Source organism: Mycoplasmopsis adleri (assembly GCF_045276205.1).
In the GTDB taxonomy this organism is placed as follows: Bacteria; Bacillota_I; Bacilli_A; order Mycoplasmatales; family Metamycoplasmataceae; genus Mycoplasmopsis; species Mycoplasmopsis adleri.
In genome coordinates, this window is record NZ_CP174162.1 from 677,321 (window position 1) to 699,772 (window position 22,452).

The 22,452-nt window shown below is 26.8% G+C and carries 15 protein-coding genes, 2 tRNA genes and 1 other RNA gene; 7 read left to right on the forward strand and 11 right to left on the reverse strand.

Going from position 1 to position 22,452, the window contains the following annotated elements:
* Window positions 1-52 precede the first annotated feature (52 nt).
* From ACJA22_RS02875 to rnpB, 5 genes are all read right to left on the reverse strand, one after another.
* Window positions 53-949, reverse strand: a complete 897-nt coding sequence (locus ACJA22_RS02875; protein WP_406616774.1) for a UTP--glucose-1-phosphate uridylyltransferase — start codon at window positions 947-949, stop codon at window positions 53-55.
* A gap of 183 nt (window positions 950-1,132) precedes the next feature.
* A tRNA-Ile gene (locus ACJA22_RS02880) sits at window positions 1,133-1,209 on the reverse strand.
* A gap of 59 nt (window positions 1,210-1,268) precedes the next feature.
* Window positions 1,269-1,682 (reverse strand): 30S ribosomal protein S9, encoded by a 414-nt coding sequence (gene rpsI, locus ACJA22_RS02885; RefSeq protein ID WP_406616775.1) that lies wholly within the window; start codon window positions 1,680-1,682, stop codon window positions 1,269-1,271.
* 1 nt (window position 1,683) lies between these two features.
* On the reverse strand, window positions 1,684-2,118 hold the full coding sequence (rplM, locus tag ACJA22_RS02890) for a 50S ribosomal protein L13 (RefSeq protein ID WP_406616776.1): 435 nt from the start codon (window positions 2,116-2,118) through the stop codon (window positions 1,684-1,686).
* Window positions 2,119-2,771: 653 nt separating this feature from the next.
* An RNA gene (gene rnpB, locus ACJA22_RS02895) (RNase P RNA component class B) lies at window positions 2,772-3,055 on the reverse strand.
* Window positions 3,056-3,200: 145 nt separating this feature from the next.
* Here rnpB and ACJA22_RS02900 point away from each other — a divergent pair.
* Entirely contained in the window at window positions 3,201-4,556 is a 1,356-nt protein-coding gene (locus ACJA22_RS02900) for an MAG4530 family protein (protein WP_406616777.1), read from the forward strand.
* A 234-nt stretch (window positions 4,557-4,790) separates the two neighbouring features.
* On the opposite strand, the gene holA is transcribed toward ACJA22_RS02900, so the two are convergent.
* The 3 genes from holA to ACJA22_RS02915 form a co-directional block, all read right to left on the reverse strand.
* Window positions 4,791-5,750, reverse strand: a complete 960-nt coding sequence (gene holA / locus ACJA22_RS02905) for a DNA polymerase III subunit delta (protein ID WP_406616778.1) — start codon at window positions 5,748-5,750, stop codon at window positions 4,791-4,793.
* Window positions 5,751-5,995: 245 nt separating this feature from the next.
* The gene (whiA, locus tag ACJA22_RS02910; protein ID WP_406616779.1) at window positions 5,996-6,823 is read right to left on the reverse strand and encodes a DNA-binding protein WhiA; all 828 of its coding nucleotides are present in this window, start codon (window positions 6,821-6,823) and stop codon (window positions 5,996-5,998) included.
* A gap of 146 nt (window positions 6,824-6,969) precedes the next feature.
* On the reverse strand, window positions 6,970-8,157 hold the full coding sequence (locus tag ACJA22_RS02915) for a phosphopentomutase (protein ID WP_406616780.1): 1,188 nt from the start codon (window positions 8,155-8,157) through the stop codon (window positions 6,970-6,972).
* A gap of 479 nt (window positions 8,158-8,636) precedes the next feature.
* Between ACJA22_RS02915 and ACJA22_RS02920 the strand changes: the two genes are divergently transcribed.
* The 3 genes from ACJA22_RS02920 to ACJA22_RS02930 all read left to right on the forward strand — a co-directional run bounded on the left by ACJA22_RS02920 (window position 8,637) and on the right by ACJA22_RS02930 (window position 14,106).
* Window positions 8,637-10,421, forward strand: coding sequence for an ABC transporter ATP-binding protein (locus ACJA22_RS02920; protein ID WP_406616781.1), 1,785 nt, complete (start codon window positions 8,637-8,639; stop codon window positions 10,419-10,421).
* On the forward strand, window positions 10,421-12,247 hold the full coding sequence (locus ACJA22_RS02925) for an ABC transporter ATP-binding protein (RefSeq protein WP_406616782.1): 1,827 nt from the start codon (window positions 10,421-10,423) through the stop codon (window positions 12,245-12,247). Before ACJA22_RS02920 ends, ACJA22_RS02925 begins: the two co-directional genes overlap by 1 nt.
* A 206-nt stretch (window positions 12,248-12,453) precedes the next feature.
* Window positions 12,454-14,106 carry an IS1634 family transposase gene (locus tag ACJA22_RS02930; protein WP_406616783.1) on the forward strand — a complete coding sequence of 551 codons (1,653 nt, stop codon included), beginning with the start codon at window positions 12,454-12,456 and terminating at the stop codon, window positions 14,104-14,106.
* Between the two features lie 465 nt (window positions 14,107-14,571).
* Here ACJA22_RS02930 and ACJA22_RS02935 read toward each other — a convergent pair.
* Window positions 14,572-14,656: transfer RNA gene (locus ACJA22_RS02935), tRNA-Leu, on the reverse strand.
* 243 nt (window positions 14,657-14,899) lie between these two features.
* Window positions 14,900-16,426 (reverse strand): hypothetical protein, encoded by a 1,527-nt coding sequence (locus ACJA22_RS02940; protein WP_406616784.1) that lies wholly within the window; start codon window positions 16,424-16,426, stop codon window positions 14,900-14,902.
* A gap of 146 nt (window positions 16,427-16,572) precedes the next feature.
* Here ACJA22_RS02940 and ACJA22_RS02945 point away from each other — a divergent pair, with 146 nt between their 5' ends.
* Window positions 16,573-17,166, forward strand: coding sequence for a hypothetical protein (locus ACJA22_RS02945; protein ID WP_406616785.1), 594 nt, complete (start codon window positions 16,573-16,575; stop codon window positions 17,164-17,166).
* 38 nt (window positions 17,167-17,204) lie between these two features.
* Here ACJA22_RS02945 and ACJA22_RS02950 read toward each other — a convergent pair whose 3' ends face one another.
* The gene (locus ACJA22_RS02950; RefSeq protein WP_406616786.1) at window positions 17,205-18,002 is read right to left on the reverse strand and encodes a dimethylarginine dimethylaminohydrolase family protein; all 798 of its coding nucleotides are present in this window, start codon (window positions 18,000-18,002) and stop codon (window positions 17,205-17,207) included.
* A gap of 219 nt (window positions 18,003-18,221) precedes the next feature.
* Between ACJA22_RS02950 and ACJA22_RS02955 the strand changes: the two genes are divergently transcribed.
* Together ACJA22_RS02955 and mgtA are read left to right on the forward strand one after the other, a co-directional pair.
* The gene (locus ACJA22_RS02955) at window positions 18,222-19,397 is read left to right on the forward strand and encodes an IS30 family transposase (RefSeq protein ID WP_406616729.1); all 1,176 of its coding nucleotides are present in this window, start codon (window positions 18,222-18,224) and stop codon (window positions 19,395-19,397) included.
* Between the two features lie 302 nt (window positions 19,398-19,699).
* On the forward strand, window positions 19,700-22,426 hold the full coding sequence (gene mgtA, locus ACJA22_RS02960) for a magnesium-translocating P-type ATPase (protein ID WP_406616787.1): 2,727 nt from the start codon (window positions 19,700-19,702) through the stop codon (window positions 22,424-22,426).
* The last annotated feature ends 26 nt before the right edge of the window (window positions 22,427-22,452 follow it).

Sequence of the window (22,452 nt, forward strand, 5' to 3'; positions counted from 1 at the left end):
TATTTGAAATTAAACAAAAAATCAGGATCAACCTGATTAATTTGTTTCAATATTATTTGTTTATTTTACTTTTAATGTAATCGTAAATTTTGTCTTTAATTTCATTATTTTCTAAAGCATAATCAATATTTGCTTTAACAAAGCCTTCGATTGATCCTAAATCGTATCTAGTTCCTTCAAATTCAAAGGCATAAATAGCTTGATGATATTTATTCATTAATTCATCAAAAGCATCTACTACTTGGATTTCATTTTTACCATCATAAGGAATTTTGCTTAGAATATCTAAGATTTCACTATTGAAAACATATCTACCTAAAATTGCTTTATTGCTTGGGGCATCTTCCATTTTTGGTTTTTCAACAGCACCAACAATTTGAAATGCTTTAAGGTTTTTTTCTTCTGCTTTTAATGGTTTCACAATACCATATTTATGAACATAATCCATAGGTACACTTTGAACACCTAAGATGTTTGCGCCTGTTTTATTGTAGAATTCGACTAATTGCTTAGTTGCTGGAACTTTTGATTTAATTAAGTCATCTCCTAAAATAATTGCAAAAGGTTCATCTTTAATATAGTCTTTAGCACATGCTAATGCATGTCCTAAACCGTTTTGACTAGTTTGAATAACTGTTTTTACTAAATGAATACGATTGGTCTTTTGAACTTTATGTAATAAGGTTATTTTACACTTATCATTTAATTCTTTTTCTAAAGGTTCATTAACTTCAAAGAATTTTAAAATATCTCTTTTTCTTTCACTAATAATAATGTAAATTTCTTCAATACCAGATTCAACAGCTTCATCTACTAAATAATTAATTAATGGTGTATCTAAAATTGGAGTAAGTTCTTTATGAACAATTTTAGTCATTGGTAAAAATCTAGTGCCTCAGCCAGCTGATGGAATAATTAATTTTCTTACTTTTTTAATTTCTTGTTTCATAACTTTAATATTATATAAATAAATTTAACTATTACAAACTATTTAATAATTGCTGTCATTGCGGTTACCTGATCATTTTAATTTTAATTATTTTCCTAACTTTTTTATAGATCATAAATGAGCTAAAAAATCAAATAAAAAATTCTCCGTTAAGGGAGAATTGGCATTCTTTTTCAGAATAAATGGTGCGAACGAATGGACTTGAACCATCGACCTCACGATTATCAGTCGTGTGCTCTAACCAGCTGAGCTACGCTCGCGAGTAAATCGCCTATACTATTATAACAAGGCGATTGAAAAATCAAAATATTTTTTCAAATTAACGTTTTGAGAATTGACGAGCACGACGAGCTTTGTTTAAACCTGGTTTCTTACGTTCAACAACACGTGCATCACGAGTTAACATACCAGCAGGTTTAAGTTTTGCTCTGTAATCCGGGTTAGCTAATAATAAAGCACGAGCAATACCTAAACGGATAGCACCAGCTTGACCACTTAAACCACCACCTCTAACATTAACGGTAATGTCAAATGTACCTTTGGTTTCTGTGATTGTTAATGGTTGTTCAGCATCTTGAATGTATAAATCTGATAATAAGTAAGCTTTAGCTTCTCTGTGATTAATTGTAAATTTCCCTTTACCTGGTCTTAAAATAACTCTTGCTGTAGATGATTTACGACGACCTAAGCCGCGGTATTCAACAGTTTTCTTGTCTTTTTTTGTGTTAGCCATATTATCTTACCTCTAAACTTTCTGGTTTTTGTGCTTGGAAATGGTGTTCTGGACCAGCAACAACAAATAAGTTTTTACGTTGTTTGTTTCCTAATTTTGTATGTGGGATCATACCGTATATAGCTTTTTCTACTAAAGCAGTAGGTTTTTTAGCTCTTAATTTAGCTGCTGTAATTTGTTTAAGACCTCCAGGGTATCCTGAGTGGTGGTAGTAAATTTTGTTTTCTTCTTTTTTAGCGGTTAAAATTGCTTTTTCAGCATTGATAACGATTACATAGTCGCCCATGTCTGCATTTGGTGTAAATGTTGGTTTTGTTTTACCTCTTAAAACAGAAGCTACAAAAGCTGCTAAACGACCTAAAACTTGACCTTCAGCATCTACAACATATCACTTTTTATCAGCTTTATCGCGATTAACGATTGTAGTTTGTCTCATAATAAACTCCTTCTTCAATTTAATTAATTTGAAAATGTATTTTTGTAAATGTTAAAAAATACTTTTTTATTATATATTAAAAATACAAATTAAATAGCAAAAACTCTAAACTTTTTTTACGCTAAAAATGCATTTCAATTTAAAGTGCTATTAGTTAAATACTACCATATTTATTAATAAGTATATTTAAATGATTAAGATAATTTTGCCGGTTATCCAAATTGGTTCTGAATTGTTTTTATTTTGAATGAGTTATTAAGTCAAAATTTTAATCATTTTATGCTCTTACTATATATAGAGTTTGAGCACCATAAGAAGGTTTATGATCTAATTAAATTTGTTGTTTTTTAAAAAATTAATTGCCGGTGTTTTTTGTTACTACGCAAAATTTAGATCAAGCTAATTTTTAGTTTCGAATTAAATTTATAAATTATTTTTGAATACATAACTATAAAATTTTGCTCAATTCATTTAATCATAAACTTGAATTCTTTAAACAAATAAAAATACATAGCAACCATATGTAGTACTTAAAATTCAGCTATATTTTCTTCAATGTATTTTTTCCATATTTAATTATTTAATAGTCAAATAAGGCAAATTATAAAGCAAAAATAAAAATAGAATACAGCCGGAACCGTATTCTATCTCGCATTTGTAAGCCACGTTCTGTGCCTATAAAATAGGTGCTAACAATTTATCTAATTAACAATAAGTTAATTCTTTTTCTTAGTTCAATTCCCTTGAAAAAGTTCCCCTACCGAAATTTGGGTTTCTAGCTCATGGAGTTTACCGCGTTTCACAATTCTCGTCTCTGTGGCACTAGTCGTCTAAGCCTAGGTTTATTGGACCTAGCATGAACACTACAATCATCGCAGATTGTGCTAGCGCGGACTTTCCTCTACTTATTTTAAATAAGCAGCTGTTAGCTAATGCATATTAATTTTAATACAAAAAATAATTTTTAGCTTTTTAATGCTTTAAAAAGCATTTCCATACTAATATAAATATTATTAATATATTTTAATTATAAATATATGATTAATATAACAATTATTTATTAAAAAATTAAGGAGAATATCGTGTTTGAAAAATTTAAACAAGAATGCTACAAAATAAAAAACAGTAAAAAGGCTGGAGATATTTTTGCTCTTTTATTCTTTATGCTTTTATTTTTAGCAGGTGCAGCTTTCTTTACAATTTTAATGTTGCAACATTTTCTTAAAAATAAAATTTTTACAGATAGCAATAGTCATAAAATATGATTAACGATTGTAAATGACGGTTTTAAGTATTTTTATGTTCCATTAATTGTAATGGCTTTTAGTTTTTGAATGATTGTAATAGCTTGCGCTCACTTAAGAGTTCCAAAATATATTGATACCAATATTTTTAGAGCTTTTAATAACTTAAGATCATTCTATATTGTTACAATGAGATATGCTTCATTAGCAAAACTTAACCATATGAGTACACCTTACCATAAAGAAACTATGAAACTTTTAAGAATAGCTAATAAAAATGGTTTTGTTTTACAAGGCAGTGGTGCTTTAAAATTAAAATATGATGATTACTACCGTGATAACAATGATTTAGACTTCATTCCATTAAGTTGTGAATCATCAACCAAAAATTTTGCTAACTCATTAATTGATATTAAAAACTTAAAATATACAAAATGATTAATCGAGGGCGATTTTCATGATAAAAAGATTGAACTTTATAACCTAAAATTAATTCCTATTGATTTTGTAAGCAAAGCAAAAGGAATTAATATACCTGACGAACACTGATTATTAGGTATGAAATATGTACAACTTTTTAAACTTTCTAGAATGTATAAAACAGATAGATACCAAAAAGAATTTAATGACAAATTAGTTAATACAATTAACGATCTTATGTTCTTATATTCTAAAACTAACCGCTTATCAGCTGAAACAATTGCTACAGTAGTTGATACTATTACTATTTCAAATGCTTTTGCTTCATATTACATGAGCTACACCTATCAAAATATTATTAAAATGCATGATGCTAGCCAACATGAAGAATTCTTACAAATGATTAAAGACTTTTGTCAAATTAATCATTCATACAAAGAATTTCAAGAAAATATTGAAAGATGAACTAAGATTATTTACGAAAATAAAACAAGTGCAATAATAGAAAATTCATTGTATTCAATTCTTGAACATAGATTACAATTTACTTCAGCATTAATTAATAATAATATCTTATTAAAATACGATCCATCAGATGTAACTTGTCAAGTTAATCCACAAAACTTATCTAAATTTGCTGTGGAAAATAAACCAGATAAATGTAAATCAATTGCCGCATTTATGAAAAACTTTAACTCAACAATGACCATTATTGACTTTAGATATTTAATTCTTCTTGAATTAAGTAAGAGAGTTAAAGAAGCTAAAAAATAAATGAACAATCTAAAATTTCTGCTTGCTAACCAAGCAGATTTTTTGTGCTTTTTCAGGTCGATAAATATTCTAACATTTGCATTAAATACATTTTTATAGATGTATTAGAAAAATAGCGCTTGATAATTCAAATTATCTAATATATAAGAAAAGTACTTTAAATTTAAATAAAATATATCTGTTTTTGCAGATATATCTAATCGTAAATTGGGGTATGTTGCTTACACAAAAGTATTAATAAAAGTATTTAATTAAAAATCTTTCAAAAGCAACTTTATCTTCAATTGTTCCATCTTTGATCATTTTATCAATTGCGGCTAAGTGCAAAATCATTTTTTTGATTTTGATGATTCCAAGTTTATTTAATAAAAATGAAATCTTTTTGATACGGTATGAATTAATATTTAAATCTTTTGATAAATCATCAACTGATTTATTACATTTAATATATGCATAAATTTGGTGAGCCAAAATTAATACTTGACTAAGTTGTCCAATTAATCCTGTAATTTCAGCACCTTCAAAAATCTTTTCTTTATATTTTTGCCATATTAAGGCAAAATCATTACTTTCAAATGAATTTATAAATCCGAAAGGATCCTCTTGATAAACATACTCGACACTTTTATCAACCATTTGTAAAGTAATGTTTTTATTTTCATGCGCTAGTTTAAACACTTCTTTTTCGAGCATATTTAAATTATTAGAAACTTTTAATAAAAGTAAATTAACAGCATCATCTTCGATAACAGCATCATATTTTTTAACCATGTTTTGTACCATTCTAAATAATGAAGCATTATCAACTGGCAATGCTTGATATAAAACAACAGGTTGATTATGATTGAAAAAATCATCTGTAAATTTGTTTTTCGAAATTTTTGTTTTATTGTCAATTTCTTCATTCACAAATACGAAAACATCTGTATTGTTTGTTCTTAAAAGATCTAATAATTCATTCGCATCTCTTTGATCGCTTTTAGCAGGTGCTTTTGCAAAATATGGAAGACTATTAATAATATAAATTTTTGAAGTACTGAAAAGTTGTTGACTATTTAAACTGAGTAATAAGCTAGTGATATTTTTATCTTCTGAAAAGTCAAAAGATTCAACTAATTTAGTTGAATTTTCTTTTTTAATATTTTCTAATTGTTGTTCAATTAAAAACTTTTCTGACCCACATATAAAATACATATTCTAATTATAGAATAATTATGATTAATCATTAACTTTAATTTAAAATTGGTGGTAATTTTTCATTAAAGAATTTATTTGAATTAATAATTATCAGATTAATATTTGCCGCTAAATTAAACAAACCGAAGTGTATTAAAATAGCATATAACAAAATTAATTATTGCTCTAAGATCGATAAATTATAATGTTTAGATTGATATATGATTTTTCAAAAATCACTATTAAATAGTAGAATTAGAAAATTAAATATTCTTTTTTACTATTTGACTTAACTTTGTTAGTCAATGGTATAAACCACTTTTTGTAATTGGTTTTTCATTATTTTCATTAAAAATATTTACAAGAGAATTTAAACTTTCTTCAGGATTATTTACAATAATTTCAAACATTTTTAATTGTTCTTTTGAAAAATGTTTTTCTAGGCGTTTATCATAAATGAACTTAATATTACTAATATGTTTATTATTAGCATTAATCGATTTTTGAATATTCGAAAGATCAATATTATTTAATCTATTAATATTATTATTAAAATCTCTATTGATAGTGTTATCTATAAATTTAAAAAGTGAATTAGAAACACTAATTGCTTTTAAAAAGTCACTGATTTTTTCAAACTTTTTAATATAAATCACATATTTTGAATTTCTTTCATAACGAATAAAATTGAAATCATATTCATTTAATTTATTCATTATTACATCAATAAATTTTTCATAATTTGAACAAATTTGTAAATGATATGAACTTTTTGAAAGATTGCTAATTGATCCGCTACCGAAAAAAACGCCTTGATAAAACGCCGATGGATTTAAAAACTTTTCTTCTAGTGGCAGTTCTGAAACATTAAAAGAGAGTTGTGAATTTTTAACTGTTAAATTAATTTTTACTTTTTCAAAATATTTAACTACTACGTTTCTAAATTCTGATGTATTAATTCTTAAAGAAACTATATCATTTTCAATAATACCTTTAGCATAAACTAAACCTCTTAAAAATTCATAAATTTCTTCATTAGAATATCTTTTTTTAGAAACAATTTCGTCTTTAATTTCTTGAGTAAAATTCATTTTTACAACTCCTTTCGGTGTTTAGTATTTATAATTTTATATTAAATTATAAATTATGTTAATTATTCAACTAGTTTTGGCTTGGAAATTTATAATAAAAGACACTTTCAAATGAAAATGTCTAATTATTGTAAAAATTTATAGAATTAAACTAATTTATCAAAAATATCATCACCAGTTAATTCAACAATTGGAACACCAAAGTTTCTAGCAACTATATTACCTGATGTACCTAAACCTCTAACATCTGGTAAAACACGAGGTTCTTTGAACATTTTTGAATAAATTGTTAAAGGTAACATTTCACGAGTGTGGTTGAAACCAGGATATGCAGGGTCATTACCGTGATCACTTGTCATAATTAATAAGTCATCTTTGTTCATTGCTTGAATTAATTTACCAAGTTTTTGGTCTAATGTAGCAATGTTTGAAGCATAACCATCTACATTTCTACGGTGTCCGTAGTGTGAGTCAAATTGAACTAAGTTTGTGAAAATGAATTTGTTTTCTGAATTTTCTTTTGCTAATTCAATTGTTTTATCCATACCGTCAGCATCACCATCTGAGTGAATTGCTCTAGAAATACCTTGACCTACAAAAATGTCATTGATTTTACCAATACCAATAACTTCAATACCAGCATCTTGTAATTTGTTTAAAATCATAGGTTCTGGTTTATTTGCATAGTCATGTCTGTTGAATGTTCTAGTGTATTTACCGTTTTCACCAATAAATGGTCTAACAATAATACGTCCAACATTTCATTCTGGTTTAGAAGAACAAATTCTTCTAGCTTCTTTACCATATCTATATAAATTGTCTAAACCGATTCATTCTTCGTGAGCAGCAATTTGTAATACTGAGTCATTTGATGTATAAACAATGATAGAACCATTTTTCTTTTGTTCTTCAGCATATTCATCAATAATTTCTGTACCTGAACCAGCTTTATTACATACAATTTTTCTACCATCGAATGCTTTTTCTAATTCAGCAATTAAATCAGCTGGGAAACCTGTTTCAGCAAATGTTGGGAATGGAACTTCTGTCTTGATACCCATCATTTCTCAGTGACCTGCTAGTGTATCTTTAGCGTTTGAAACTTCTTGAACTCTAGCCATGTATCCCATTTGATCTTTAATATGATAATTACCTTCTAATTTAGCTATATTACCAATGCCTAATTTTTTTCATGTATCAATAAAGAACATTGGACTTAAAGAAGCTGAGTAAATTGTGTTTGCGCCAGCATCTCCAAATCTTTTTTGATCTTTATCTGGTCCAATTCCAAGACCATCAGTAACAATCATGAAAATTCTTTTAAATTTAGCCATAATTCTCCTATATTTTGATTACCAAATATTTATTTAAAATAAATATAATTTTATTATATAACATTATCTAAGTTTTGAAAATTTAATCTTTTTATTATCTTGCGTCTATGTGGAATAATTTACTTATTTATGAATAATTTATTTTAGGTTGAAATTAATAAAATAAAGTTTTGCTTGCCTATCAACAATTTTCTAAAACTGCTATTTTATAACTGATTTTGGATTAGAACATATAAACTTATTCAGTATATCATCACCATTTCTTATATCTTCAATAGTCAAAAATTTCTTTAATTTCGAACCAAAAAATAGTATTATTAATAAATAACTAATAAATTAAGTTTCAATATAATCATCAATTTATAATTAATTAATTTATTCCACATTAATCATTATTTATTTTTATTATCTAAAAATAAATAATATAATAAAATGATAAATCTTTTGTAGTAAAGGAGGGATAATAGATGTGAAAATTAATGAACTTAATGCCTAAAAAAATTAAATTTTTTGGAATTTTTGCAATACTTTTAAGTATCACGCAGCCTTTTATTAATATGATAATTCCAACTATTACAAAACAACTTATTACTTTCTTGGCATCAACAAGCAATGAGGATGTTACTATATTTATTCTTAAACAAGAATGAACAATTGGCTCATTCCCGCGTAATCAAGCACTCGGAATAATTGTTGGTTTAACTTTTGCGGTAGCTTCTTTATTAGTTATTACTTCTTATTTATCAGTCTACTTAACTACTAAAACAAAGATTTACGCTTCTTATAATTTAAGAAAAATTTTATTTAATCATGTGCTTACTTTATCAAGAAAAAATATAGATAAAATAACACAATCAACCTTAATAACTCGTTTTGGTAATGACATTAATAAAATTGAAGATGGTTTCTTTATTATATGTAGAAGTATGTTTATCTCACCATTTTTTGTAATTTGAGGATTAACATTTGCTTTAATAACTAACCCATGATTATCAATTAGTATTGCTGTTATCATTCCTTTTATTATAGGTGCCGCAATATTAGCCATCTTTAAACTTTTCCCTTTATATAGAAAAGAAAACTGATTATTAGATCAACTTAATGAAGTTGCTAAAGAAGACTTTAACGCAGTTTCATTAGTAAAATCATATAACCTCGAAGATAACCAATACAAAAGATTTGAACAAGCTAGTTTTAATGTTAATTCAACTGCTAGAAAAGCGGCTAAATATGATTCAATTGCTTGACCTCTTATTGACTTAATTGTGCTTGTTGGTAATATTATCCTTTTCTCAATTGTTGCTATTATAATTAAAAAATATAATGGTGGCGAATCTGCTTTTACTAAGAAATTAGTTGGTGATATTTATCAATTTTCAACTTATATGAATATGATTTCAATGGGCGTTTATACAACATTATTTACCTTAAATAGATTATTTAGATCAAATGTTTCAGCTAAAAGAATTCAAGAAATCTTAAATACTAAAACTGATATCGATTATGTTGTTTCAGATACTAAAATTGAAAGCGGTAAAATTGAATTTCAACACGTTACTTTTAAATATGATAACCGCGTAATTTTAAATGATATTAACTTAACAATTAACCCTGGTGAAACTATCGGGATTATTGGTAAAACAGGTAGTGGTAAAAGTACATTAGCACACTTAATAGCTCGTGAATATAAATTAAATGATAATGATGGACAAATTTTAATTGATAATGAAAATATCTATAAAATAGACACAAAAGACTTTTACAAGAAAATTGGAATTGTCTTCCAAAAGCCTTCTTTAATTAGTGGAACCATTAAAAGTAATGTTGCTTTTGGTTCAGAAAACTATGAAGACCAAGCTCTCGAAAAAGCTTTAAGATTATCTTGTTCGGACTTCGTTTTTGATTTGGAAGATAAATACCAAAGTTCAATTAATGCCAGAGGATTAAATCTTTCTGGTGGTCAAAGACAAAGATTATCTATTGCTCAAGCTTTATTAAAAGATCGAAAAATTTTGATTTTAGATGATTCAACTAGTGCTTTAGATAATAAAACTGACCAACAAGTTAGAAAAAATATTTTAAATCATAATCATGAAAGAACTGTATTAGTAATTTCACAAAGAATTAAATCAATTATTGATAGCGATAAAATTATCGTGCTTGATAAAGGACAAATAGTAGGAATTGGTAAGCATGATGAATTAGTTAAAACTAATAAAATTTATCAAGAAATTTATACTGCTCAAGAAAGTGAGGATGAATAATGGCTCATAGAAGAATAGTTCTGGCTGACTTTAAAAGCAAAAAAGAAAGAAAAGAATCTTTTAAAGTATTCTTTAAGTTAATTAAAGAATTTAGTATTTCAAAATGAATTTGAGCAGTGTCATTTATCTTCGGAGCATTAATCGCTGGTTTAACTACTTTCTCAGCTTGATTTATAGGTTTTATTATTGATAAGTTTTTTAATGGCAATAATTTTAATGCCGCAAACTTTGACTTTAAAAATTATGCGATTTTGATAGCAGTTTTAGGACTAGGCTATATCTTGCAAAAGGTTTTACTTGTCGTTCAACGGTTCTTATTATCAAGAAATAGCTTATTGATAGCTTCAAAAATTAGATTGTGTGCTTATAAAAAACTGCAAGCGATGCCTTTAAGTTATTATGAAAATGAAAAAACTGGTGACTTAATGTCATCCATGACTAATGATGTTCAAAATATAGCACAAGCTATGACTGATATGATCGGTAATAGTATTACAGTTACTTTTGCTTTGTTATTTACAATTGGAATTATGATTTCGTATTCACCAATTATTGCTTTAATAACTTTAATTGTTATTCCAATTAACTTTATACCTATCTTCTTAATTATTAGAAGTAATCAAAAATTATTTATTGAAAAACAAGAAAGATTAGGTGAGTTCAATGGATTTTTAGAAGAAATTATTGATGCTTTACCTTTAATTAATGTTTATCAACAACAAGAATATATTTCAAAAGAATTCGATAAATATAACACTAATTTATTAAAACCTAATTTAAAGGTAGCTTCAAGAATGAACTTAATGTTCCCTTGATTCCACTTTAGCAAAATTTTAAGTTTAATCGAAATTATTGGTGTTACATTAGTGCTTAAACAAAACTGACCAGGTATGCCTGGTGCTGATAGAATTCAAATGGGTTCAATTCTATCGATTTCGATGTATATTTACAGTTTAACTGATAACTTTAACCAAATGCTTGAAATTATGAGTAGTTTACAAATGGGTTTAGGTTCAGCTATTAGATTAGATAAAATCGTTTCTCTTGTACCACCAGTTGATCAAGACAAATTAGCCGATTTAAAAGATGGAGATGGAAAAATTGAATTCAAAAATGTTTGATTTGCTTATCCTTCTAAACCAGACAAATTTGTACTTAAAGATATTTCATTTACATTAGAAAAAGGTAAAACATTAGCTCTAGTAGGTCATACAGGATGTGGTAAAACAACCATTGCAAAATTGCTTTCGAAACTTTATGTTCCTACTAAAGGAGACATTTTAATAAATGGTCAATCTATTTTCGACATTAAAGAAAGTAGTTGAAGAAGTGCTATTGATACTATATTACAAGAAACATATATATTAAAAGGTTCAATTAAAAAGAACTTATCTTGTGTAAATGAAGAAATAACTGATGAACAACTAATTGATATAACTAAAAAAACTACAGCATATGATTTTATTGAAAAACTTGAAAATGGTTTTGATACAGTTTTAACAAATAATGGATCAATGCTTAGTGATGGTCAAAAACAATTATTAGCCATTTCGCGTTCTATGGTTTCTAATAGAAAAATCACTATTTTAGATGAAGCTACAAGTGATATGGACACAATTAGTGAAATGAAAATTCAAAAAGCAATTAATGCTTTAAGTAAAGAAAAAACATTATTAATTATTGCTCACAGATTAAGTACTATTAAAAAAGCTAATGAAATTTTAGTAATTGAAAAAGGTGAAATTATCGAAAGAGGAAACCATAAAGAACTTTTAAATAAAAAAGGTTTATATGAAAAACTTTATCACGCTGGTTTTGACGAATAATGCTGTTTTATAATCAAATTGTGAAATTTTAGTAAGCGTATATCTTACTTTAATTAGCAAAAATAAAATGCCACAGACTGTGGCGTTTTTTCCTGAGTTTCCAAGTTGGAGCTCTTTTTTATTACTTTTTTCAGTGTTATTTATATATAAATAAAAAAAGTTATTTTTTTACATAATTACATTGTAATTTGTGGTATAATAAAGATATGAAAAAAGACAAATGACTATTAATTTCAAGAAAAAATAAGAACTCTACTTACTTATCTTTAGCACTTTCAGGAGGATTTGGCAAAGGTTATAAGAAATCTATCGGTATCGGTACAGTTGAAAAATGAGAAAAATATTGTTCTAATCCAGTAGAAAAAATTAAAAAACTATCTCAAAACTACAATACTGATTGAGATAGAAATATGATAATTAGACAATTAGAGTTAGATATAAGCAAGGTTAAAATTGAAACAAAACAGTTCAATTATGGATATGATTTGTTATACAGTTTCTTAGAAAAATTAAATCCTTTTAAAGATGCTAAAGTATCAAAATCCAAGTGTTTAAATGATTTATTAAAATATATGATTTCAAATAGAATTGTAAATCCGGGTAGCATGCTTTCATCCTTTAAAAATAAAGACAAATTCAATATAAATTTAGAAGTTGAAAAGACGACATTTTATAATACTTTAGACTATTTAGCTGAAAATAAAAATAACATTTTAAAGAGTGTTAACGATACATTGATCAAAGATAAAAATAGAAAAATAGATATTATTTGATACGACTCTTCAACGGTATATTTTGAAAGTTTTGTAAGAGAAGGATTGAGATATCCAGGTTATTCTAAAGATGGAAAATTCAAAGAAGATCAAATTGTTTTAGGTTTAGCAACAGATGAAAACGGCATTCCAATTCACTATAAATTATTCAAAGGGAACACTGCTGATGCATCAACATTTATTAATTTTATTTTGGATATAAAATCACAATATGAATTAAACAAAGTAACACTCATTGCTGATAGAGGAATGAGTACAAATAGAAACATAAGATTCTTAGAAGATAACGATATTGATTACATTTTATCTTATAGATTAAAAGCGGCTTCAAATGACCGAAAGACCTTTGCAATAGATGAATCCGGCTATTTTGGAGACAATAATTTTAAATATAAAGAAACTACTTTTTATTCGTTTTGAAAGAATAGAAGAGCAAACGGACACAAGAGAAGATTGGTAGTAACATATAGTAAAAAAAGAGCATTAAAAGATAAAAATGATAGACAAATTTTAATCGATAATTTTATTAAAAGACAAGATAAAGACGGACTAGTTCATGATCAAGTAATGTTCGGTCAAAAGAAGTTTAAATTCTTCGAAAAAGTTGGTGGTAAAGGTTATTACAAACTTAACTATGACAAAATTATCGAAGATGAAAAGTTTGACGGATATTATGCTTATGAAACCTCTAGATTTGATTTATCACCTGAAGAAATTGTGAATTTATATTCAAAACAATGACAAATAGAATCAAACTTTAGAGCTTTAAAAAGTGCTTTAGCTGTAAGACCTATTTATGTATGAAGTGAAAAGCATATTGAAGGTCATTTCGTACTTTGCTTCTTATCTCTTGTTTTATTAAATTTTGTTATTTATTATTTAAACAAAGGTTTGAAAGAACTCGGTGTTGTAGATGAAAAAATCACAATCAAAAAATTACAAGATGTAATAAAAGAAACAATCAAAACATGCAAGATTATTGACGGAAAAATTGAAAGTGAAGAATATATTATTAACGACAACAATAATCAAGCAATTCAAGATTATCAAACATATTTAAGAATTTTAAATGAATTAAAATTTTAAATTATTAAAAACAGCTCATCAAACAGATGAGTTGTTAAAAATTACATTGTAAAAGTTGGAAACTCGGGAGGTTTATATGAAAAACTTTATCACGCTGGTTTTGACGAATAATGCTGTTTTATAATCAAATTGTGAAATTTTAGTAAGCGTATATCTTACTTTAATTAGCAAAAATAAAATGCCACAGACTGTGGCGTTTTTTAATCTTTTCAAATTGTAATTCTTTAAATAAAAGATTAAACATTTTTTAACCATTAATTAACAAGTAGTTTTATAATAGCAATGTTTTTAGGTGAATAATAAAGCTTTTGCTATGACTAATTTAGCTTTATATACTAATAAAAAAATGAAGAGCAAAATTAAAATATTGTGTTAATCTGCATTAAATAAAATTAATTTTTTTAATCATTATAGATATTAAAAAAACATATAAAAAAATTAAGGTCATCCCTTAATTCTTTTATATGGTGCCCGAGACAGGACTTGAACCTGCAAGCCGTTAAGCACTAGATCCTTAGTCTAGCGTGTTTGCCAATTTCACCACTCGGGCAATTTATGTTTATTATTATAAAATATTTTTTAAAATTTCAAAAACTTTATTATTTATAAACTACATTTTTACTTCTAACCAAAGTACAGAAAATTTTTTTATCTGTGAACTGAACTTCAAAAATAACGATTTTTTTAAAACAAATTAATTATTGGAAAAACATTAAAATTCTTCTTTTTTAAAAGAAAAAAACTATAATCATCTTGGGTAGATTATAGTTTTAAAATTTTAAAATCTTTGCGTTTAAATGACGTCGAGATTTTTTGATTCTATTTCTAAAAGTCATTTATGGAAAAACTCTAGAATTTCATCGTTTTGAACAACAATATTCTTTAATGTTTCATCATCTGGATCAAACTTAATTAAAGCTTCTTTAAGCTTAAAAACTAAGTCATCAAGCATTCTATAAAAAGAATAGCCTCTTTTAAATCATTGATATATTTCTTTCGAATATGACTGACTAGAATCAAATTTAAAGTGAATACAAAATTGCTGAAAATCATTTAGCTCCTTGTCTTTTAAAATTTCAGTTTTGTATTCTTTTTGGTTTATTAAGAAACATAAACTTCCATCACTTTTAATAATAAATGCAGCATCGTCATCAGGCGAAATAAATTGCCTTTTGTTTTCTTCATTAACAGCAACATAAAACTTATTTTGAAATTGTACAGTTGATGCGTATATCTTTCTTTTTATTGTTAAGTAGACACTACATTGACTTTCATCCATTTTCGAAAATATATTTTTCTTGTACTCATAATCTTTTTTATTTCTTTTATTATAAGCTTGAATGATTTCTTCTTTATTGTGAATAAAATCTTCAAATGTTTTTATTTTCTTTAAATGTAAATATGGAGGTAAGAATTGTTGTAGAGAATTATTTGCTCTTTCAACATGAGGTTTAAAAATGGCAATACTAGAGCTTTGGAGTTCTATACCTTTTGAATTTAAATACTGTTTTAAAGGCGTATCCGAATAATCAGTACCTCAAAAAGTTCTTCTTTTATCAGTTCTAATTATTTTTGGTTTACCATAATTTCTAAATAAATCTTCCAATAATTTCATATAGCATAGATTAGTCTCTTCTTGTTCAATATGTACTGCTAAAACTCTTGAAGTTGATGAATCTACAGCTACATAAATATTAGATTTTTCGCCATTCATTCAACGATGTTCACAAGCATCAAGTTCAACTATTTCACCAAAATCAAGGTTATTATCTCTACATTTTCTTGCTTTAAACATTGTCGTTTCCATAGTTTCATTATATTTAATTAATCTTTTTATTGCTATTACATCTCCATTATTTTCTTTAAGTTTTCTTAAATTTTCTCTTGCTTTTTTCTTTGTTTTCTTGGTCATATTTTTTGAATAAAAACCCTTAGCAACCAGATTCTTTATGAATAATTTATAAGTCATATTGTTCTTGCCAAAATCTTTTAAGCAATAATCATAAAAAAATATTAATGAAACAGAACAATCGCATTTTCGGTCATATACATCATCAATAAAAGTGAGATATTCATTAATCAACTCATCAATCCTATTAGTGCTAATTTTTCTATGGTGTTGATTACCTTTATTTTTATGAGAAATAATTAAGCAATTGTTTAACACTTTATCTCTAAGTTTCTTTGCTGTATGCCAATTAATTTGCAAATATTTACTAATTCAAGTGATGGATTTATTCATATTTTTTGCTATAAATTCTAATCTGTACTCATTTCTAAGTTCATAATTAAAACAATTTATTTTTTCAATTTTTTTCATAGCATAAATAAAGATACCAAAAAGTTAAAAATTCGTTATTTTTGAAGTTATTATAAGTATCGTATTTTTGAAGTTCACTTCACATTTTATTTTCGTATATGTTTAGCAATTGAATAAATGGTTTTAAACAATAGTATAATTATTTTATGAACAAAAAAGTCATGTTTATTAATATTATGAATTTAAATTTCTCACCAAAATATAAATTAGCAATTTATGATAATCAATTCATAAGTGCACTAACTTATTTTGAACATATGTGCCCTAATGTTGAAATAAAAGATAGTTTTTTAACAAAGGAAGATATTAAAGATTTTTTATCTAAAATTGAATCAAATAAAAAGCTATTTATTTTAACTAATCAAGATAAAAATTGAGAATTAAGTCAAAAAAGCAAAACTGTTTTGGTTGAAAATTTTAAAGAATGAATTAATGTAATTAAAAATATAGATCTAGATTTTGGCTTGAATAACTCTTTTGATTTTATTTATGCACAATATGTTTTTGATAATAAATATATTGAAAATTTACAACTTAAAGATAATTTAGAAGAAGTTGATAGTGCATTATATAACTTGCTTGAAAATAATTTTTTCAGTAATTCCAAATATTTAACAATAATACTTTTTAATAATGATATACAAAATTTTATATGATTTATAAACACAGACAAGCAAACGAAAATGGATTTAAAAACCAAAGATGAAATTATAGAATATATCTATAAAACAGTAGAATAAGAAAAAAGCACACCAACGTGTGCTTCCTTTTTTACATGTTAGAATCTTAGTGAAAGACAGCTTAAACCACCATCAAGTTTTTTGTATTCACTTGTGTCACAAGTTATAACACGGTAAATACCTAAATCTTTAACAGCTTTTAATACTTTTGGATATCCTTCTGGAACAATAACTGTTTCATTAACTCAAATACAGTTTGCTGCATATGCTTCGCTAGCTGGAACTACAATTTGGTTAAATGATTTAAATGTTGGGTATTGTAAAAATTCTCCAGAAATTAATAAGTTATTGTGTTCAAGATAGTTAACTCCAGTTTTAAGGTGAAGCATTTCAGTCATTGGAACTGGAACACATTTTTTATTAACTTTAGCTAAAATGTTGTGGAATTGTCTAATACCTTCGCGGTTTGTTCTTTCAGACATACCAACATAGTATGTATCGCCAACCATCATTACGTCACCACCATCGATTGTTCCTGGTGCTTCAATTTTGAATAAGTGTTTGTCATCAAAGAATTTTTGAAGATATGGCAGCATATCATGTTTTTCACCATTACGGCTAGGTGCTCCTGGGTTTGTTAAAATTGCTATTTCTCCAGTTACGATTACAGCATCATCTTCAACAAAGCATGAATCTGGGAACTTTTCATTTTTATCCATTACTGTAACTTGTACGCCACATGATTTTAAAGCTTCTTGATATGCTTTGTGTTGTTTTAGGGCTAATTCATAATTTGGTTTACCTAATTCAGGTGCTGATGTAATACCATCTACCATGCTACTTGCAGGTGTTCTTACGATTACGTTCTTAAATTTGTTCATCATTTTCTTTTCCATTTTTTAACTCCGTTCTAGTAGTTTATTCTTCTACTAATTAAATTATATTTATATTTATTAAAAGAATAAATATAAGTGATAAAAATGCATTTTTTACACAAAATATTCATAAAAATTATTCATTCCAGAAATAAAAGTCCCAACATTTGAAAATGTCGGGATTTTTCTGTCCTTTTGGTAAAATAAAAATGATAAAAAGAAAGGACAACATAATTATATATGAAAAACGATAAAAAAATTTTCTGTACTTTGGTTAGAAGTAAAAATGTGCATAACAAAATTCAAACTTCACAAATTCATTTCGCTGTTGATAAGAATTACTCTGAAATTTTAAGCCGCTCGAAAAACTACTCGACACACAAAAACCATATCGGTTTTGCAGAAGTGTTTCAGATAATATATGGATTACTAAATTTTCAATCTTTAAAAGAAATATCTCAAAATATTGAAATATCGACTAAAGCGATTAAAAGGTTTTTATTTAAATATTCAAAAGGAATATATTTAGGCAAAGGCGATAGAAAAACCTGTGATTGTTGTGATGCTAAAATTAAAAAAGTTCGTTATTTAAATCTTGATGAATTTATGATAAATGTTGCTAATTTTGATAAAAGTAAAAGAATAGCATATTCAAAAAAGAAAATAGAACAATATCAAGATTTTAGAAATTTTTGAACAGAGCTTTTTGATGATTATACCCAAAATAGAAATAATAAAGATTTAGCAAAAAGAACGCCTAAGCTAAGCGCTAACGAAATATTAAGAAGATTTGAAGAAAAGTATCCAAACAGCTATAAACCTTCAAAATCTATGGTATATAATTTGATATCACAAAGAGTCTTTAAAGACCTTGAAATCGGCATTTTGGTCAATTTATCCACCAAAGGAATTAAACAAAAACGACCCCCAAAAAGAGACAGTCGAAAGCTTAAAAAGATTGGAGTTAGCATTGATCAACGCAGCACAGAAATCAATGAAAGACTTAGAGATAATGATTATGAATTAGATACTGTTATTGGTTCAAAAACTGATCAATGTTGTTTCGTAACGCTAATTAATAGAAAGACTAGACGCTTCTATTTTCATATGGTACGGCGGACTAGCACTGGTGTTAGAGATGGGCTGATATACCTAATGCAAAAATATAACTTGACAATAGATTCGCTAACCATAGATAATGGTAGTGAAAATGCGAAACTAGATGAAGTGCCAGGTATTAAGCAAATATATAAATGTCACCCATATTGTTCGGGAGAAAAAGGCTCTATCGAAAACTGCCACAGGTTATTAAGACGGTATTTTAAAAAAGGCAAGTCTATAGACCCTTACTACGGTCAAGATTTGACTCCTGTTATGGATTTTATAAATAATTACAAGAGAAGCATTCGCTTCTAATCCAAACTTTTTATGTGCTAAAAAGTTTGACAAAAAGGCACTTACTTTTTTGGAAAAAAGTAAGCAAAAACTCAAGTTTTTTACAAAACTTGGTATTTTCGTTTAAATTTTTTTAGGATTTTAAAGCTTTTCTTGGTAATAATTTATAATTTTTGTAACATTTTTGATTTTACGCAAAATTAGGACTTTTAAAATTGGAATTTATAATATTCATAAAAATTATTTTAATTGTTTGTTTATTATAAATAAAATTTATAATATGTAGTAATTGTGTTTTGTTTATAACATTTAAAGGGAGGCATATGGCATTAAAAAGAAAAAATACTAAAATGAACCAAATAATTAATGAAAATGCAAAACTTAGTTTAGTTTATGCTTCCCAAACTAGCAACGAAGAATTATTTGAAAAATATAAAACTTCTGCTCAAGGGATTATTGATGAAGAACAAATCGAAAAAAATCAACTTGAACATGGTAAAAATGTTTTAAGTAAGAAAAGCAAAAATAGTGTTTGAAAAAGAATTGCTGAAGCTTTCTTTAATCCTTTCTCAATTATTTTATTAGTGCTTTCATTGATTTCTGCTGTTACAGACATTATTATTCCTCTTAATCAGCATGAAAAAGCAGAACCAGCGACAGTTATCATTATTTTATTAATGGTTCTTATCAGTGGTATTTTAAATATAGTTGAAAATACAAGGAGTAGTTCATCGGCGGCTAAACTGGTTAAGATGATCGAAACTACTACTAAAGTTGAAAGAAATGGAGTCCATTATGAAATTCCACTTGATCAAGTTGTAGTTGGAGATATTATTATTTTAGCAGCTGGTGATATTATTCCGGCAGATGTTAAAATTTTAAGCGCAAAAGACTTGTTCGTTTCACAATCATCATTAACTGGTGAAAGTGAATCAATTGAAAAGTTTCCAAATTTACCTGAAGGACAAGATTATCAAAATATTACTGATAGACATAATTTAGCATTTATGGGTTCTAATATTATTTCAGGTAGTGCTAGAGCATTAGTTGTTGTAACTGGTGATAGGACATACTTAGGACAAGTAGCTCAAAAAATTAATGAAAAGCCTGTTAAAACAAGTTTTGAAAAAGGTATTAGATCAATTTCTATGTTGCTTCTTAAAATTATGGTGACTGTTGTACCAATTGTCTTTTTAATTTTAGGAATTAAAATTTGAGTTAAGCATCAAGGTGCTAGTCAATGAATTGAAGCATTAATGTTTGCTATCTCAATTGCAATCGGTTTAACCCCTGAAATGTTGCCTATGATTGTAACCAGTACTTTGGCGAAAGGCGCTGTTTCAATGTCGAAAAAGAAAACTATCGTTAAGAGTTTAAACTCAATTCAAAACTTTGGAGCAATGGATGTTTTCTGTACAGATAAGACAGGAACTTTAACCTTAGACCAAGTTGTTCTTGAAAGACACTTAGATGTTTTAGGACAAGAAAATGTTAAAGTTTTAAGATATGGTTTTTTAAATAGTTATTATCAAACTGGTCTTAAAAACTTATTAGATTTATCTATTATTAATAAAACGGATGAACTTAGTGATATTCATGAAGAGTTAAGAAGTTTAGAAACAATCTATGAAAAAGTAGATGAAATACCTTTCGATTTTAACCGTAAAAGAATGAGTGTTTTAGTTAAAAACAAAAACAAAAATGGTCGTTTAGAAATGATTACAAAAGGTGCTGTTGAAGAAATTCTTTCAGTATGTAACAAAATTGAACTTAAAAATGAAGTTATCGATTTAGATGATCACATGATTAAAAAAGTTCTTAAACAAGTTGATGATTTAAACGATAGCGGTATGCGTGTTATCGCAGTTGCTCGTAAAAGCAATCCAAGCTCAGTTGGTAAATTTAGTGCAGCTGATGAAAATAATATGGTTCTTATTGGATATCTAGTCTTCTTAGATCCTCCTAAAGAATCAACAAAAAGCGCTATTAAGAATTTATATGACCACGGTGTTGATGTCAAAATTTTAACAGGTGATAATGCTAGAGTAACAAAAGCTATTTGTGAAAAAGTAGGCATTCCTGCTGAAAACATTATGGTTGGTAAAGACTTACTAGGTTTAAGCGATGAAGAATTAAGAGAAGCTGTTGAAAAACATAATATTTTTGCTAAACTTAGTCCTGATCAAAAAGCTAGAATTATTACGGCTTTAAGAGATAATGGACATGTTGTAGGTTATATGGGTGATGGTATTAATGATGCACCAGCTATGAAAGTTGCTGATGTTTCTATCTCAGTTGATACAGCAGTCGATATCGCTAAAGAAAGTGCTAATATCATTCTTTTAGAAAAAGACTTAAATGTTTTAGCCACTGGAATTATTGAAGGTAGAAAAACTTACGCTAATATGAATAAATACATCAAGATGACTGTAAGTAGTAACTTTGGAAACATCTTAAGCATGATTTTAGCAGCAGCCATTTTACCATTTGTGCCTCTTGCTGCCGCTCAAATATTATTCCTTAACTTAATTTATGATATCTCTTGTGGAGCTATTCCTTGAGATAATGTTGATAAAAAATTCTTATTGAAACCACGGCAATGAAATACAAAAAGTATCTTGCGCTTCATGCTTTGGTTTGGTCCAACAAGTAGTATTGTAGATATAACATCATTTTTAATTTTAAGATACTTATTTATTCCAAAACTTTACCCTGGTTTACAACCAAACGATGCTGAATTCATTGCTTTATTCCAAACTGGTTGATTTATCATTTCGATGTGAACCCAAAGCTTAGTAATTCACTTTATTAGAACTGAAAAGATTCCATTTATTCAATCTCGTCCTGGATGACCATTATTTGTATTTTCAATACTTGGTATTGTTATTGTAACAGTTAGTCCATATATTCCAGGTTTAAATTCAGCCTTAAAAATTCAAGCATTAAATCCTTGATTCTATCTTTTATTAATTAGTCTTGTTGCTTTATATATTGCTCTTGTTATGATTGTTAGAGTGATTTATAAGAAGCTATATAAAGGATTATTATAATAATTAATTATTATGCAATGCCTATC